Origin of the sequence: Clostridium sp. SM-530-WT-3G (assembly GCF_012843905.1) — a bacterium.
GTDB lineage: Bacteria > Bacillota > Clostridia > Clostridiales > Clostridiaceae > Clostridium.
Genome location: NZ_JABAGC010000001.1, coordinates 1 through 17,491 on the forward strand (window position 1 = coordinate 1; position 17,491 = coordinate 17,491).

The 17,491-nt window shown below is 28.4% G+C and carries 19 protein-coding genes and 1 pseudogene; 18 read left to right on the forward strand and 2 right to left on the reverse strand.

From position 1 onward, the window contains the following. Window positions 1-62: 62 nt before the first annotated feature. Window positions 63-413, forward strand: coding sequence for an alpha/beta hydrolase-fold protein (locus HF850_RS00005; RefSeq protein WP_347564363.1), 351 nt, complete (start codon window positions 63-65; stop codon window positions 411-413). A 116-nt stretch (window positions 414-529) separates the two neighbouring features. Here the strand turns inward: HF850_RS00005 and HF850_RS00010 are convergent, their stop codons facing one another. Beyond that, window positions 530-1,090 (reverse strand): PadR family transcriptional regulator, encoded by a 561-nt coding sequence (locus HF850_RS00010; RefSeq protein ID WP_169103436.1) that lies wholly within the window; start codon window positions 1,088-1,090, stop codon window positions 530-532. A gap of 246 nt (window positions 1,091-1,336) precedes the next feature. Between HF850_RS00010 and HF850_RS00015 the strand changes: the two genes are divergently transcribed. The 17 genes and pseudogenes from HF850_RS00015 to HF850_RS00095 all read left to right on the forward strand — a co-directional run bounded on the left by HF850_RS00015 (window position 1,337) and on the right by HF850_RS00095 (window position 15,674). Continuing rightward, window positions 1,337-1,675, forward strand: a complete 339-nt coding sequence (locus tag HF850_RS00015) for a sugar-binding domain-containing protein (protein ID WP_169103437.1) — start codon at window positions 1,337-1,339, stop codon at window positions 1,673-1,675. A 173-nt stretch (window positions 1,676-1,848) separates the two neighbouring features. Beyond that, window positions 1,849-2,010, forward strand: a complete 162-nt coding sequence (locus tag HF850_RS00020) for a hypothetical protein (protein WP_169103438.1) — start codon at window positions 1,849-1,851, stop codon at window positions 2,008-2,010. 34 nt (window positions 2,011-2,044) lie between these two features. Then, complete coding sequence (locus HF850_RS00025) at window positions 2,045-2,446, forward strand: DUF4982 domain-containing protein (protein ID WP_243159350.1); 402 nt, start codon at window positions 2,045-2,047, stop codon at window positions 2,444-2,446. Window positions 2,447-2,486: 40 nt separating this feature from the next. After that, window positions 2,487-2,936 carry a DUF3237 family protein gene (locus tag HF850_RS00030; RefSeq protein ID WP_169103439.1) on the forward strand — a complete coding sequence of 150 codons (450 nt, stop codon included), beginning with the start codon at window positions 2,487-2,489 and terminating at the stop codon, window positions 2,934-2,936. 123 nt (window positions 2,937-3,059) lie between these two features. Then, complete coding sequence (locus HF850_RS00035) at window positions 3,060-4,403, forward strand: MATE family efflux transporter (RefSeq protein ID WP_243159351.1); 1,344 nt, start codon at window positions 3,060-3,062, stop codon at window positions 4,401-4,403. A 179-nt stretch (window positions 4,404-4,582) separates the two neighbouring features. Beyond that, a complete protein-coding gene (locus HF850_RS00040; protein ID WP_169103440.1) occupies window positions 4,583-5,134 on the forward strand; it encodes a hemerythrin domain-containing protein in 552 nt (183 codons plus the stop codon). A 218-nt stretch (window positions 5,135-5,352) separates the two neighbouring features. After that, complete coding sequence (locus HF850_RS00045) at window positions 5,353-5,910, forward strand: DUF5662 family protein (protein ID WP_169103441.1); 558 nt, start codon at window positions 5,353-5,355, stop codon at window positions 5,908-5,910. 48 nt (window positions 5,911-5,958) lie between these two features. Then, entirely contained in the window at window positions 5,959-6,234 is a 276-nt protein-coding gene (locus tag HF850_RS00050; RefSeq protein ID WP_169103442.1) for a hypothetical protein, read from the forward strand. A 130-nt stretch (window positions 6,235-6,364) separates the two neighbouring features. Then, window positions 6,365-6,748, forward strand: coding sequence for a VOC family protein (locus HF850_RS00055; RefSeq protein ID WP_169103443.1), 384 nt, complete (start codon window positions 6,365-6,367; stop codon window positions 6,746-6,748). Window positions 6,749-7,128: 380 nt separating this feature from the next. Further along, window positions 7,129-7,275, forward strand: a pseudogene (locus HF850_RS00060) ((4Fe-4S)-binding protein); the annotation flags it as partial. A 342-nt stretch (window positions 7,276-7,617) separates the two neighbouring features. Then, complete coding sequence (locus HF850_RS00065; protein WP_347564364.1) at window positions 7,618-8,049, forward strand: L-dopachrome tautomerase-related protein; 432 nt, start codon at window positions 7,618-7,620, stop codon at window positions 8,047-8,049. Window positions 8,050-8,481: 432 nt separating this feature from the next. Next, on the forward strand, window positions 8,482-10,839 hold the full coding sequence (locus HF850_RS00070) for a glycosyltransferase (protein ID WP_169103444.1): 2,358 nt from the start codon (window positions 8,482-8,484) through the stop codon (window positions 10,837-10,839). Between the two features lie 10 nt (window positions 10,840-10,849). Next, window positions 10,850-10,987 carry a hypothetical protein gene (locus HF850_RS00075; RefSeq protein ID WP_169103445.1) on the forward strand — a complete coding sequence of 46 codons (138 nt, stop codon included), beginning with the start codon at window positions 10,850-10,852 and terminating at the stop codon, window positions 10,985-10,987. A 141-nt stretch (window positions 10,988-11,128) separates the two neighbouring features. Then, a complete protein-coding gene (locus HF850_RS00080) occupies window positions 11,129-11,941 on the forward strand; it encodes a hypothetical protein (RefSeq protein WP_169103446.1) in 813 nt (270 codons plus the stop codon). 1 nt (window position 11,942) lies between these two features. Next, window positions 11,943-12,986, forward strand: a complete 1,044-nt coding sequence (locus HF850_RS00085; RefSeq protein ID WP_169103447.1) for a glycoside hydrolase family 5 protein — start codon at window positions 11,943-11,945, stop codon at window positions 12,984-12,986. A 19-nt stretch (window positions 12,987-13,005) separates the two neighbouring features. Further along, window positions 13,006-14,433: an MBOAT family protein gene (locus HF850_RS00090; protein WP_169103448.1), complete on the forward strand. Its 1,428-nt coding sequence runs from the start codon at window positions 13,006-13,008 to the stop codon at window positions 14,431-14,433. A 26-nt stretch (window positions 14,434-14,459) separates the two neighbouring features. After that, window positions 14,460-15,674: a hypothetical protein gene (locus HF850_RS00095; RefSeq protein WP_169103449.1), complete on the forward strand. Its 1,215-nt coding sequence runs from the start codon at window positions 14,460-14,462 to the stop codon at window positions 15,672-15,674. Window positions 15,675-16,072: 398 nt separating this feature from the next. Here the strand turns inward: HF850_RS00095 and HF850_RS15510 are convergent, their stop codons facing one another. After that, on the reverse strand, window positions 16,073-17,230 hold the full coding sequence (locus HF850_RS15510) for an NADH:flavin oxidoreductase (RefSeq protein ID WP_243159352.1): 1,158 nt from the start codon (window positions 17,228-17,230) through the stop codon (window positions 16,073-16,075). Window positions 17,231-17,491 lie beyond the last annotated feature (261 nt).

The window sequence follows — 17,491 nt, forward strand, 5'->3', positions numbered from 1 at the left end:
CCCTTATTAAAATTACTATACTAAAATTCTAGCAAGGGGAGCCTGCTTCCGCTAGGCGTAAAATCTTTTACGCTTACAGACATTCTGATATTTTTGGAAATGTATTATCTCAATCAGGCTCATATTGGTATAAGCGAGATGATTATAAATGTTCCGAAGAGGAAAAGGATAAACTTTGGATGACTAGTGAATTTGAAAAAGCAAATCACCTTCCTTTGAAGTTCTATATAAATATTGGTAAGGTAGAGCCTAAAGTATCAATGATAGATACTAATATACAATTTAAAAATGATTTGATTAATATGGGTTATGATGTGAAATTTGAATTATTTAAGAGCGGACATGATTATTGGTATTGGGGAGAAACAATTGCTAATGGATTAATTTTTCTTTTAGGAAAGAATAATTGTTAATATGGAAAGCTTAATATAGTAAATAGTGTTAAGTAGAAAATTAAAAGGACAAAGATACTTTGATAAAAAGTTTATCTTTGCCCTTTTTATGTACTAGTTTATTATGACATTAAATATTATGATTTTTTATAGTATATATTATTGCCTTCAGAATATTTAATACAATTGTTTAACCACTCAATAGTTGCTTTTTCTCTTATAATTGCCCCATCTAAAACTATAAAATCACCAAAATCAGGACTGTTAACATTAGGGACTGTTTCATACTTTTCTTGTTTAGAGTATAGAAATTCAAGTCTTTGATTATGTTGATCTAACTGATGTTCTAATAACTCTAATCTAGTTTCTAAATTTAAGTTGTTTGAAAAATACATTCTTAATCTAAAAATATTTTTTGGAGTAGGTTCCATTGGCTCATCTTTACTTAACCATTTGATAAAACACTCTCTACCTTTGTCTGTGATAGAATAAACCTTTTTTTCAAGAACATCTCCTGTTATTTCAATATTGAAAATTATTAATTCTTCATCAACTAGCTTTTTTAATTCAGGATAAATTTGACTATGTTTTGCACTCCAGAATTCTGCAAGTTGATAATTGAATTTTTTACCTAAATCATATCCAGTCATAGGTTCAATATTTAATAATCCTAAAATGGCATACTTAAGTGTTCTCATGAATACACCTCTTTCTTTATTTATATTATAACAAGATAAAAAATTATTACAATAATATTAAAACGTAAAGTTTTAGTTAATAATATTTTTGTTCAGTTATATTATTAAAAGTATTTTGAGGATATTTATATAATAAATAAAATATGTGCTGTATAAAAATGGAATGTATTATGATACAATGAATTTATAAATATCTACATAATCATAAAATCAAAAGTGGTAATGAGTAAGTGGAGGAGAATTAAGGTGAATAAAAGAATACTTTTTAATGATGGTTGGGTATTTGCCAAAAGCAGTCTAGATGTAATTGATTGTAGTAATCTAAAATTTGAGCGTATAGACATACCACATGATTGGCTTATTTATAATGTTTCGAATTTATATGAAAATAGTATTGGTTGGTATAAGAAAAAATTTATATTAAATGATAAAGCTAAAGATAAGAGAATATTATTGTGGTTTGATGGAGTATATATGAATTCATCTTTATATGTAAATAATGAATATATAGGGGAATGGAAGTATGGATATTCTTCATTTGAACATGACATTACTAAAGCATTAAGAGTAGGGAAAATGAAATAATTCTAAAGGTAATCCATGAAAGCCCAAATAGCAGATGGTATTCTGGAGCTGGGATATATAGAAATGTATATTTAAAAATAAGAGAAAAAAATTATATTGATACTAATGGAATTTATGTTGTAACAAAGAAATATAAAGATAGCTTTTATGTAAATGTTAACACGAGGTTAAATATGATAAATAATGGTGTTCTTAAACATAAAGTTATTAAAAATGATGAAGTTATAGCAAGAGTCTCACAAATTATTACAACAGAAAAACCTATCCTTGCATATGATGATGAGCAATGTTCAGCTTTAGGAAATAGTTCAACAAGCTGGGGGGCAGATTGTTGACGTTAGAATATGTTTAAATGCACCTTTAGTTGAATTGTTTATAAATGATAGATGTGTTGGGGTTAATCGCATCAATCATAAACATGGAGAAATTCTAGTACCATGTTTTAAAGTACCTTATGAAGAAGGAAAAATTAAGGCAGTTGCATATGATGAAAAAGGAAATATATTATGTGAAGATATTAAAAAATCATTTAAGGATGCATGTAAGATATGTTTAAAATCAGATAAAAATATAATTATAGCAGATAGTATAAATATACTTTTTGAAGATAAGAATGGAAATCGTATTAAACAGCTTATTGAATTTACACATAATGAAAATTATGAAGAGAAAATATTTAGATTAAAAAGAATAAAAGGAATTCAAAAATTAACCTTTGTATTTCTTCCAGGATGTAATTTTGATTTTGGATATTTTAGATTTATAAAATAATATTAAATTAAAACTAGGATAAAAGTTAGGAGGAAGAATTTTGAATAATAAGGAAGGGGTTAAAAAAATAAAAGAGCCTAAAATAGGTTTAGAAGAAATAACTACAATAAATGTAAAAATAGAAGACCCTATACAATCATTTGACTGCAACAATGGTATGAGTAAAGCTATGATAGGTTTTTCAGGTACATTAACTGGACCATATTTAAACGGAAAGATTTTACCAGGAGGTATTGATTGTCAGACAATTGATTCAGATAGAGTAAATAGATTATCTGCACGATACATGGTTGAACTTGATAATGGTGATAGAGTATTTATTGAAAACAATGGAGTAAGTTATAATAAAGATAATAAGAATTATTTTATGTGTACTCCTAAGTTTATGACTAATTCTGAAAAATATTCTTGGCTTAATACAGATATATTTGTGGCTTATGCTGAAGGTGTGCCTAGTGGAGTAGAAATTACAGTTTATAGATGTATATAGAGTGAGGAAATAAATAATTGATAATAAATATAAATAATGATTTTAAAGTACTTGACAACCCTATTATAGTATACCTTATTATATATAAGTCACAAAAAAATTCAACAAAATAGTGAGGTTATTATGAATAAGTTAAATGAGAAGGTAACATTGTTGTCATTATTCAAGAGCACTTTGCCAACTGCTACAATGATGGTATTTTTTGCAGTGTATTCAATTGTAGATGGTATGTTTGTATCTAGATTTGTAGGTTCAAATGCATTATCAGCAGTGAATATAGTATATCCATTAATAAGTCTGCTTATTGGAATAAGCGTTATGTTTGCAACAGGTGGAAATGCTATAGTATCAAGATTAATGGGAGAAAAGAAGGAGCAGAAGGCCAGAGAAATTTTTTCTTTAATATTTATAGTTACAATAATTACTGGAATTATAATTGGAGTAATATCTATAATTTTTATTAAACCTATAATAATGTTATTGGGATCAACAGATAGTATTTATGATTATTGTAAAGATTATTTGATGATATTTTTAATATATGCTCCATTTATGATGGTTAAGCTGTTCTTTGATTATTTTTATGTAACAGTAGGGAAAGCAGGATTTGGATTAGCTATTTCTGTTTTTGGAGGCATACTGAACATTATTTTAGATTATGTATTTATAGTAATATTTGATATGGGTGTAGCTGGAGCAGGATATGGAACTATAATTGGTTATGCAATTCCAGCACTTATTGGATTAGTATTCTTTATGAATAAAAAAAGAACATTATATATTACAAAGCCAATTATGAATATTAAAGCTTTAATAGATTCATGTATAAATGGTTCATCAGAAATGGTTACTCAGCTTGCTACAGCTGTTACTACATACTTATATAATATAGCAATGTTAAAATATTTAGGTGAAGATGGAGTTGCAGCTATTACAGTAATTCTTTATATTCAATTCTTATTAAGCGCTGCATATATTGGATTTACTTCAGGAGCAGCACCAAGAATAGGTTATAATTATGGAGCAGAAAATAAAGAACAAATACAAAAGCTTATAAAATATAGTTTTATAATAATAGGAACTTTTTCTATTATTTCGTTTATAATTGCCTTTATGGTTAAAGTTCCACTTACAGCTTTATTCTGTGGAAAAGGTACTACAGTTTATAATATGACTATACATGGTTTTGATTTGTTTTCTGTAAGCTTTTTATTATGTGGGTTTAATATATTCACATGTGGTATGTTTACGGCATTTTCTAACGGAAGAGTATCGGGATTATTATCACTATTTAGAACATTTATATTCTTTATTATAGGAATAATAATACTCCCATACTTCTTAGAAGTTGATGGAGTATGGCTTGTAGCTGTATTTGCAGAATTATTTTCATTAATTTTATCGGTTGCTGCATTGATTAAATATAAAGATGAGTATGGGTATTCTACTAAATTAAAAATGGCATAAACAATATAAATAGTCTGTTACATGAATTAAAGTAAAATGTAACAGACTATTTTTTGCTATGGTAACAGGTGTTACATCTTTATAATTTAATTGATATTATAATAAATTCATAAAAAGTTAATAAGAATAAAAATCGTGTGAATTTAAATATATATTTATGAACAAAGGAGAAATTAATAATGAATGCAATTGAAATAATGAATGAAGAACATAAGAACATAAAACGTATGCTTAAAGTAGTTAGAGCATGTTGTAAAGATATTTTAGATGGTAAGGAAATAAATTTTGATGATTTAAATGAGATAGTAGATTTTATTACAAATTATGCAGATAAACATCATCACAATAAAGAAGAAGTACATCTTTTCTCTAAAATGTTAGAAAATCTCGGACCTGTAGGTGAAAAGATAGTTAAACATGGTATGCTTGTTGAACATGATTGGGGAAGATTATATATTCAAGATTTAAAGATAGCTTTAGAAAAGGTGAAAGAAGGAGATAATGACGCTAAACTTGATGTTATAGCCAATGCCATTTCTTACTGCAATTTATTAGAAAGACATATAGATAAGGAAGATAAGGTTATTTACAAGTTTGCTCAAAGGGAATTAAGCAAAGATGTTTTTGATGTTATAGAGCATGAATGTAAATCATATGAAGAAAAGAATAAAGATCAAAAGGTTAAGTATTTAGCAATGCTTGATAGATTAGAAAAGAAGTATTTAGCTTAAATTTAAAAATAATAGAATAGGATTATCTTGTAACAAGAAAACAAAATGGTTATCTATGTTATAAGATAATCTATTTTTTTGCCTTAAATAAATATTGTATAAAAAATAAATAACTAATTTTTATATATAAAGAGGATTTTATAGATATTTTAAATATAATGAATAGCACTTATAATGTATAATATACAATAATTATTTGAGAATTGGAGATACGTAAAATGGTAAAAAATTTTATAGGACATTTAAGGACAATTAATAATCATAAGAAACTCGTTATGTTTACATGTTTTAAAGTTGGAATGTATAAACAAGGATTGTTGCATGATTTGTCTAAGTATATGCCAGTAGAATTTGGAGCAGGAATAAAATATTATAAAGGATATATGAGTCCTAATAATGCTCAAAAGAAAGCTGAAGGATTATCTACTGCATGGCTTCATCATAAGGGAAGAAATAAGCATCACTTTGAATACTGGATAGATTATGGTTCAGATCCAACACAAGGACTTCAAGGAATGAAAATGCCAGTAAGATATGTTGTTGAAATGTTTATAGATAGAATGAGTGCCTCGAAAAATTATTTGAAAGATAAATATACTGATAAAAGTGCATTGGAATATTATGATGCAAGAAAAGAATATTATGTAATGTATCCTGAGTCACGAAAGCTTCTTGAGTTTTTATTAGAAATGCTTGCACAAGATGGTGAAGAGAAAACATTAAAATTTATAAAAGAAAATATAGTTAAAAAAGGATTTAATTTTGAAGTAAAATAGTAAGGGATATTTGGACTAAAAAAGTACAGTTATATATTTGAAAATTACATGGTGAATTTTATATATAATAACTTATTCCCATTTTTAGAAAGTGATTATATGTTTGATGGATATATTATGCTCTTACTTAGATATTCAATTATTAGATTTTATTTGGCAGGAATAAATTCAGGTGCTAAATTAAAATCTTCAGAAGAAATAATTAAATTTATTCAAGTATTTGCAAAAACTTTAGAGCATAATAGTAATTATAGAATGGATATGTTAGCATATATCAAAGAAAACGGCTTTGATAATATGGAATTTGCCAAAACATTAATATAAGAAAAGTTTACATAAAGAAGTATTATACTAGTATAATGAAATTTAGTAATATAAAATGTTTATTTATTGGATAATTTATGGTAACATTTTATATAATACTAAAGAATGATATTATGGAGGTGCTGTTTATATGGCAGTTAGAATGTTACATACATGTATTAGAGTAATGGATTTAGAAAAATCATTAAAATTTTATAAAGAAGCGTTAGGATTAGTTGAAACAAGTAGAAAGGATTTTCCAGAAAATAAGTTTACTTTAGTTTATTTAAGTCCTGAAATGGGTGGCTATGAAATAGAACTTACTTACAATTATGATCCTGAAAAACCATATGAATTAGGAAATGGATTCAGTCATATTGCTGTTGGAGCAGATGATATTGTTGCATTAAGAGAAAAACATAAGGAAATGGGCTACGAAGTTACAGACCTTAAAGGACTTCCAGGTGAACCACCAAGATATTACTTTGTAACAGATCCAGATGGATATAAAGTTGAAGTAATAGTTAATGATTAAAAAAATATAATATAGAATTATAAAAGTCAATAAGAATATTGGAAATAATATTTTTATGCGGCTAATATAATTTTGAATAAAAAAGTGTCGGTAAATCGGCACTTTTTTTGTTACACAAAAATTAATAATTATTTCTAAATAAGAGTAAAACCATAAGATTATAAGTTCAAAGCAATTTGTTAAAATTGATGGATTGTTAGTGTAAATTTCAGTGTGAATAGTAATAAAAGTAACTACAGATTTATCAAAAAAAACTGAAAGTAAAGTTAAAAGTCTGAAAAAATAAAACAAAGTTATTGAAAAAATGGATTATTTTTGATGAATATAGAAGTGTGGTATTTCACAAAAATTTCTAAAAACGTATTACTGGAGGAAAAGAAATGGCTGTAAGCGCAAAGAGACAAAAAGAATTAAAAGCTTTGGGATTTTTATTACAAAATGATAAGGAACATTTTGCAGTAAGAATATTAAGTAGAGCAGGAAATTTTACAGTTGATGAACTGAAAAGTATTATTTATCTTGCTGAATATAGGTAAAATTAATATCTTTTTATATTATGGGTAAGAAAAATTAGTCAAATATTAGCTGAATTATAGTATATAGCTCTGTTTTAAATAAATGTTGTTAACTATAAATGATTTTGTTAGGTTGCTATGAAAAAATAGCTTGACATTTTGTAGAGTAGATAAGCTCTGATATTTGTAGAAGAGCGTTAATCAAAAGAAAATATGTTATTCCAGTTTAAGAATAGCTAAATAATAAATAGGCAGAGTTCTAACATATATTTTGTTCCAAAGGTTGAAGGAAAAATATTTTGTAATAGAAATGAAGATGGCCAGGTTTCACCAATTACATTAGGGTCAGATGGAATTGCAATATCAGAGAATGGGAAAATATTATATTACTGCCCACTTGCAAGCCGTTATTTGTATTCAATAGAAACTGAGCTTTTAAGAGATGAATCAATTCCAGATTCTAATTTGTGTTCGTATGTCAGATGTTTAGGAGAAAAGGGTGCATCAGATGGAATGATTACAGACTCAAATGGAAATATATATGTAGGAGATTATGAAAATAATAGCATAAGAAAAATATCACCAGAAGGAGAAATGGAGACAATTCTCCATAGTGATTATTTGTTGTGGCCAGATACATTTACTATAGGATGCGATAAATATTTGTATGTTATAGTTAATCAGCTCCATAGACAGGCTAGATATCATTATGGACAAGATATGAGAGAAAAGCCTTATAGTTTATTTAAGGTGTTTATAGATGAAATGCCAGCACCTACAAAATAATATACTTATGTTTTGCCGTTGCCAATTTTGGTAACGGTATTTTTATGTGTAAAATTTCAAAATTGAATATTATATAATGTCTTATAAAAAATATTAAAAGAAAATCATCTTTATAGAGTGCAATAGTATTTATTTATTATATTATTTGATTGAATTTTCCCATATTATGCATTATAATGCATAATATATAAAATAAGTATTTTAAAGTTAATGTTTATTGTGAAATATTGAGAAATAAAGAACATGTGAAACATTTTAAAAGTAAATTCTACAAATTATTTTAATGATTTAGTGGTATAAAAATAAAATCTAAGTTTTAAAAATATGGAAAGGGAAAGAGGGGAGATTTTATAAGGAGAGGTATACAAAAGAGCAGAATTTAAAAATATTAGTATACAAAATTGAGAAATTTAAGAGTTGGAGATGAGAACAGTGAAGATAAAGAAGTTTAGAAACCAGATTCTTATTATAGGAACAGTATTAACGTCTATAGTCTATATTATTTGGAGGATGTTTTATACACTTCCATTTGGATATGGATTCATTTTTATGGCAGCTGCTATATATCTTTTAGTGGTTGAGTTTGTGGGGTTGTTAGAGGAAGCTGTACATTATTATAACATGTCTGATATTCAGTATCCTGAAAGACCTGAGGTAGATGAAAATTTATTTCCAGATGTTGATGTGTTTGTTGCAACGTATAATGAGCCAGTTGAAATTTTATATAAGACTATAAATGGATGCATTAATATGGATTATCCAGATAAAAGTAAGGTCCACATATATATATGTGATGATGGAAACAGAGAGGAAATGAGGGAACTTGCTGAAAAATTAAACGTAAATTATATTACGCGTACAGAACATAAGCATGCCAAGGCTGGAAACCTTAATAATGCATTAAGTCAGACAAGTTCTCCCCTTGTAGTAACTTTTGATGCTGACATGATACCTATGCATGACTTTTTAACAGCCTGTGTTCCCTATTTTGTTGAGGATTTAGAAAATGCTAAGAAGATTGAAATGGAGAAAGGAAAGAAAGCAAGCTATAAGAGAGAGAATAAGATAGGATTTATTCAGACACCACAAAGCTTTTATAATCCTGATTTATTTCAATATAACCTATTTTCTGAAAGAAGAATTCCAAATGAACAGGATTATTTTTATAGGGATATACAGGTAGCTAGAAACAAGAGCAACTCTGTTATATATGGTGGTTCTAATACTGTTATTTCAAGAGAGGCCCTTGAAGTAATCGGAGGATTCTATACAAAGGTAATCACAGAGGATTTTGCTACAGGAATGCTTATTCAGAGTAATGGATATAAGTGTTATGCAATTGATGAAGTTCATGCAGTAGGACTTTCAGCAGAGGACCTTAAAGGACTTGTAAAGCAGAGGCAGAGATGGGCAAGGGGATGCATACAGACAGGAAGAAAACTTAATATCCTTTTTAGAAAGGGATTGAAATTTTCTCAGAAGCTTAGTTATATTTCAGCTATTTCTTACTGGTATGGCAGTCTTAAACGTCTTATATATATAATGGCTCCAATATTGTTTTCTGTTTTTGATATTACAGTTTTCAGGTGCAATTTGTGGCAGATATTGATTTTCTGGTTTCCAATGTATTTATTCAGTTCTAAAAGTCTTAAGCTTGTTTCAAAGAATATAAGGACTACAAAGTGGACTAATGTATATGAAACTATAATGTTCCCTTCTCTTATAATAGTGGTTTTATTAGAAAGCTTTGGTATAACGCAGTCTAAATTTGCAGTTACAAGAAAAGGGGGAGCTGTTGAGGATAAAAATTATCAATATAAAAAGGCAGTTCCACATATTATCCTGGCTATATTGTCTGTAATCGGAATATGCAGATGTATTAAATGGACTTTTGAAAGCGGAACTCCAACTTTTATAGTTTTGATTTTCTGGCTTGTTTTAAATATGTACAATATTGTAATGTCAATATTCTTCATGCTTGGAAGAAAGGTAAATAGAAAGTATATACGTTTCAGATTAAACGAAAAAGCTGTAATATCCTTTGAAGATAAGGAAATTGTATGTGATACTTATGATATTTCAGAAGGAGGAATAGCAGTAATTTCTGATTCCCCTGAGTATATACCTTATGATAGAAGAATTGACATAAGTGTTAAGACTGAGAGATATAGTACAAAATTCAAGGCTTCAATAGTTCAGGTTAACGAAATAAAGGGAAGCTTTAAGTATTCTTTTAAAATTGATGAAATTGATGAGGATAATTTCAAACAGCTTTTAGGTGTTGTTTATGACAGAGTTCCATCTCTTCCTAAAAACATAGAAAAGAACAATAGTATTTTTGATGATATAAGAATCAATATTTTAAGAAGAACTGCTAAGCCTATTACATTTAAAAGAAAGTCTGTAAGAATTGATCTTAATAAGAAAATTCAATCATTGGAGTGCGGTATTGTTGAAATTGTGAATTTTAATTATGACTATATTGCTGTAAAGACAGATATACGACATAAGGATATTAATAATCTTACAATAAAAGCAGGAAATGATATTAATCTAGAATGCAGATATGTAAAAAATCTAAACTTCATGAAGCTTAATCCAATGGAGCTTAAGATAAAATCAATTCAGCTATATGAAATACAGAATAAGGATGATATCAAATATAGTGATGAATTTAGAAAGATTTTAGAACAATGGATAAGAGAAAATGAATTTGACAGTATGAACAGAAATAAGAGTAAAAAATCATATATTTCAAATGATGAATTTTTGGAAATGGATTATGTGTAAAGAGGTATATATGAAATATTTAAAAATAGTTCTAATGTGTGTAATTACAGTGCTTGTTTTAATTATGCCTGATACATGGGCATATGCAAGAAATAATGATATGACTAGAATGAAGGATTTTAGATTAAATCAAAGTAATAATGGTTGAAATATAAGCCTTAAAAGACTGGACAATTCTAATTATGAATTGAATTTTGATACTGAAAATTTAGATGAGGGATATTATACAGCCTATTTATATAGTTTGGGAAATACAAATTGGTCCAAATATGCTGGGATTTGCTTTTATATGAAGAATGAAGGTAGTACTCAGGCTAATATAAATATAAATGCAAAAGTTGGTAGTAATAAAGTACTTACTGTAAAGGATGAAGATTCTATATTTATAAAAGAAGAAGGGAGTTCTTATTTAAAAAGATTACATCCTCAATATGGAACAGTTCAAATTGAAGCTGGGTTCGAAGGTATAGTATATATTCCATTTAATTCTTTAAGCAATAAGAGTATTTCCAATATTGAATCCTGGGGGCTAATCGTTACAAGCAAGGAAAATGATAAAAAGAAAATTATATTTGGAGATTTTAATTTTATTGATTCTAACAGTTCTTTGAAGAAAAATTTTAATTCTCGTTATTCTTTAAAGGGAGATGCGGAAGTACAGATACCTACAGCTGGGCAGTCCATAAGTGATTATGAGTTTGTAGATAATAAGACTAAAAGTAATATTTCAGACACTGGTACTAAGGTGGAATATTTTGTGGATGAGGATGAAAAGGGAATTTCAATTGACCAGAATGGAAGACTTACTGTTACAAGTGATGCTGAGGAGAAAACCGTAAAGTTATATGCTTCTATAAATGATGAAGTAATAGAAGAATTTAGAGTTCGGCTTTTTAAATCATGGACATTAAGTGCAAGTGAAGTGGATGGAACATTAAAGAGTATACCTCAGGAGAGTGAAATAAATAATCTTTCTGCTGTAAGGGCTAAGTTTTTTGGCAAGGAAAGCGTGGTTATAGCTTTTAGAGTATTATGCATTCTTATACTAACAGGAATAGTCGGATTTTACTGTATGTGGAATAAGCAGGAAAGGGAGAAATAAGATGAAACTCTTCTTAATAAGATTTTTAACAGGGATTCTGCTTGTATGTCTATGCATATCTATAGGTGGGTGTGCAGACAATATACAGGATGAAAACAAGCAACTTATTGCAAACAAGGCAGTAAAGGAAATGCCTTTTAAGTCCTGTATGAATATAGGCAATGCCCTTGATGCACCAAAGGATATAAAGTGGGATGTAGAAATGCAGTATGAGTATTTTGATAAGATAAAGGATGCTGGTTTTGATGCTGTCAGGCTTCCTGTGAGATTTTCTGATTATGCAAAAGATACTAAGAATTATAAGCTGGATGAAGGATTTATGAATAAGGTTGATTCATATATTGATTATGCATTGAGCAATGATTTATATGTGATACTTGACTTTCATCATTTTGTTGAAATCATGGAGGAGCCTAAGAAGTATAAGGAATGCTATCTAAAGATATGGCAGCAGTTATCAGAAAGATATAAGAATTATTCAGACAAGCTTATTTTTGAGCTTTTAAATGAACCTAAAGATAATATTGAAGGGGATTTGTGGAATAATTTTTTAAAGGAAGGGGTTTCTACAATACGTAAGAAGAACAAGAAGAGAAAGATAATTGTAGGACCTGATCATTATTGTTCTGTATACAGTCTTAATCATCTTGTAATTCCTGATGATGATAACATAATCGTTTCTTTTCATTATTATGAGCCTAATGAAGTAGCTTTTCAGGGAAGCCTTAATCATGCAGGCTTTGAGGAGATGAGTAATATTGATTGGAATGGTTCAAAGGAAGAAAGGGAGTATCTTGAAAGCAGGTTTAAAATAGCTAGAGAATATTCTGAAAAATATAATGTGCCTATTTTCCTTGGGGAGTTTGGGGTTAATAAAAAAGCACCAGAAGAGGCAAGGATAAAATGGACGGAGGCAGTTACTGTTCAGGCTATGAAGAATAAATTTGCATATGGATACTGGGAGCTGTGTTCTGAATTTGGAATTTATGATGAAGAAAATGATAAATGGCAGGAAAATATTTTAAGTATATTAACTAATAGATAAATAATTTAGGGGGAGAAATATGCTTTTTTCAAGTGTAGTATTTTTATTTTATTTTTTACCATGTGTTTTGATATTGTATTATGCTGCTTCTTTTTCAAGAAGAGTACAAAATGCAGTACTTCTTATATCAAGTCTTTTCTTTTACGCATGGGGAGAGCCTGTATATGTGTTAATAATGATAGGTTCTATTATATTTAATTATATATGTGGGCTTATGGTGGATAAAAGCAGAGATAATGATAGAATGGCTAAGATCATTCTTATAATAACATGTGCTGGAAATCTTGGAGTATTATTTGTATTTAAATATCTTGGATTTGTGGTGCGTAATATAAATGAAATGTCAAATGGAGCTTTTCAGCTTAAGGTACCTTTAATAGCACTTCCTATAGGTATTTCATTTTTCACCTTTCAAGCTATGTCTTATGTTATAGATGTATATAGAAATAAGGCACGTGTACAGAAAAATATATTTTCGCTGGGGCTTTATATATCATTTTTCCCACAGCTTGTTGCAGGGCCTATAGTAAGATATACAACAATAGAAGATGCTATAAAGAACAGGAAGGAATCTTTTACTAAGTTTTCTGTAGGGACATGCAGGTTTATAATAGGACTTGCTAAGAAGGTGCTTATTTCAAACAGCATGGCAGTAATTGTTGATAGAATTTTTGAAATGAATACAAATGTATCTATTCCTGTTACACTTGCTTGGCTTGGATCTATAGCATATACACTTCAGATATTTTTTGACTTTTCAGGTTATTCTGATATGGCTATAGGGCTTGGACTTATGTTTGGATTTAAATTTGATGAAAACTTCAACTATCCTTATGTTTCAAAATCTATTTCTGAATTCTGGAGAAGATGGCATATATCTCTTGGTACATGGTTTAAGGATTATGTATATTTCCCTCTTGGAGGCTCTCGTGTAGCCAATAAAGATAAAATAATAAGAAATCTTCTTGTGGTATTGGTTCTTACAGGAGTATGGCATGGTGCTGAGTGGACGTTTATAATATGGGGATTCTTCAATTTTGTATTCATAGCCTTGGAAAAGGTGCTGTCATTTGAGGATTCTAATATAAAGCCTGTATTTAAGCACATTTATGCACTTTTTCTTATAAATATGGGATGGGTTCTTTTCAGGTCTTCTGACCTTATTGAAGCTGGAAAGTATATTTCATGCATGTTCGGATTTAGCGGAAACACATTTTTCAGTAACTATACCTATATGTTTATTAAAGAAAATATAGTCTTTCTAATTGCAGCAATTGTATTTAGCACTCCAATTTCAAGGAAGATAAATAATTTTGTTGTAGATAAGTATGAAGGATTTAAGGTGTTTGAATGTTTGTATCCAGTAGCAATATTATCAACATTTTTAATATGTATATGCTATCTGGTAAAGGGTACTTACAATCCATTTATCTATTTTAATTTTTAAGTATGGGAAGTCGAGGATAATGAAACATGGAAAGATATTTTAGTAAGAAATATATTACTTCATTAATGTTTGTGGTCTTCATTTTTACTTTTTCAATATTGAATTTTATAGGTTCATATGGAGAAATAAAGAACAGCTTTAATCTTAGTGCTGGTCAGGGCAGTTCTATAAAGAATATTATTTCGGGAATAGAGAACACAATTAATGATAAGGTGGCAGGAAAGTATGCCTTTATTGAAAGCTATGGATTTATGCAGAGGCTTATGGGCAAGAATGAGGAAGCAAATTTTGAGGTTGTTAAGGATAAACAGGGCTTTTTGCATTATACTTTCTTTGGATTTCAGGCAAATCCAGTGTATGAGCTTGCTGAAAGAACACAGGCATTTAAAGATGGACTTAAGAACAAAGATACAAAGTTCATGTATCTTATGCCTCCTGATAAGTATATAAGGGGATACAGTGAACTGCCACAAGGTATACCTTATAATTATGCAAATGAAACTGCTGATAATTTTCTTGATCTACTCAAGGAAAAGGATATAGATATAATTGATACAAGGGAAAATCTTAAGCATAGCGGAATACCAGAAAGTGAACTGTTCTTCAAGACTGACCATCACTGGAGGACAGAAACTGTATTCTGGGAATTTGGAGAAGTAGTTAATGAACTTAATAACAGATATGGAATGAATTTAGATCCTACAGGATATTACAGGGATAAAGAAAATTATAATTTTATAACATATAAGGATTCATTTTTAGGTTCTATGGGAAGAAAGACTGGAGTATCTTATGGACAGCTTGATGATTTTACGCTTATATATCCGAAATTTAAAACATCTTATTCTTATTATGCAGAAACTAAGGGTGCTGAAATGCAGCTTGAGGGAAGGTTTGAAGAGGCACTTTTAACTGTATCGCCATTTAGAACTACAAAGGGAATCTATTCTCTTGAAGGTGATAAATATTCATCTTATCTATTTGGAAATAGAGGTATAGTTCATGTTACAAATAAGGATAATCCAGATGGACCTAAAATATTGTTTGTAAAAGATTCATTTTCTGTTCCACTTGCTGCATTTTTGTCTACAGTATGCTCTGATGTATATCTTGTGGATCCTAGATATTATGATAAAGATATACCTGAGTATGTTAACAGCATTGATGACCTTGATGTGGTAATCATGTCTTTTGGACCTCAGGACCTTATTGATGACTTTTTCAATTTTTATAAAAATTAATTTAAGTTCAAGAAGGGCATTGAATTGAGCTTTATGGAATTTAAAGATATTTAATATTTATATATATAATTTTTTTGTTAATATCGTTGCTACTTTTGGCAACGATGTTTTTTATTTATGACAAATTTTATATTATTGGGAACTTGCTAAAAAAAGTAAAAAGTATTTGAAAAATCATAAATGGTAAATTCTTTGAGTACAAAGATGGGGGGATTAATAGTATATATTTTTATATATAATATTATTTTATAATAAAATGTTGTTATCGATTGTTGAGTTGTTATGAACTTTGTGCATTTAGTAGGAGGATACCTGCAAATTTAAAATATAAGTAAAGATAAAGATTTATGTACTTAAAAGTTTATAATTACAACATATTTGCACTAATAAATTATAATTTAAAGATTAAACTCTAAGTCATGAAAATTTTTTAATTCCCGTGTTTGAATATAATAATTTGGCAAAATGTTATTGCATAAAGTTTCAAAGAATAAGAGCATATAATCATAATTTTTATTTATGAAGCCAAGAGAAAAAAGACTACAATAGTGGTTTAAATATTTTGAGGCTACCCCTTTAAAGTTATTTAGCCAGTTTTTCAAATTTATGCTACAGTTTAGTATTTTTTTTGAGCATATAATATTGTCTTTTAAATAATAGGAACTTGAATCATATTGTAGAGATTTTCTAAGTTTTAGAGGAACTTTTTTATTATGCTTTATGATATGTTCTTTTAAATATCTGTTATCAATTGACTTTATATATGCTTTTTCATCGATTTTGGAGAAAATTTTATCTTCACATCTTTTAAATGAATTATTTAATCCAAGTACCTTTATATTCATGGAATCATTTGTATCATATAAAATACTTACAATTATATTAGTCCTAAAAAGATCATAAGCATAGTCTTTAAAGTATGATTCGTTTTCTTTTGACATTACAACCTTATTACGTGATGGTCCAAGATTATTGCTTATAACTTCAGGTATAGATCCATTTCCTCCAGTTACTTCAATAGCATCTATACCTAACTCTGCAAGTTTTCTAGCTACATATAGGCTGTCTTCTTTAGTTAATCCACCTTCATTAATATAGTCAGCTGAATTTAACTTTATTAATATTGGGAAGTCTTTGCCAACTTTTTCTCTCATAGCCTGAAAGATTTCAAATATTATTCTTTCTCTGTTTTCTATAGTTCCGCCATATTCATCAGTTCTTTTATTATAGTATGGTGATAAGAACTGACTAAGCATATAACCATGCCCAGTATGTATTTCAATACCATCAAAGCCTGATTCTTTAACTCTTCTTGCTGCTTCTGCAAAGGCATTTACCAAGTATTTTATTTCATCTTTAGTCATTTCCTTTGCCCATACTTTTGTGACTTCATTCTGCATAGTTGAAGGGCCCCATATAGTTCTTTCACCTGTATTGAAACCTGTCATAAATCCACCATAAACAATCTGCATTATTATTTTTGCACCTAAATCATGAATCTTATCTGTGAATTCCTTATATTCTTTTATAAATGAATCATCATATATTCCAAGCATATTTGGATTTGGCTGTTCTTAATGTAACAAGTACTCACTTTTTAGCAAGTATAAAATGATTAAGTTTCTTTAAAATAAATTTATTGGATAATGAATCTTTCTTTAATATTATGTTCATTAATGTTATTTTAAATGATTAATTTTAATTAAATGGTATTTTAATGTGGGGTATTTAATCTGATTTTATTTAATATTATTCTTTTTTTGTTTGAACGTTGTCAAAAGTGGCAACGTTCAAATAATGTACTAAATTTCTTGTTT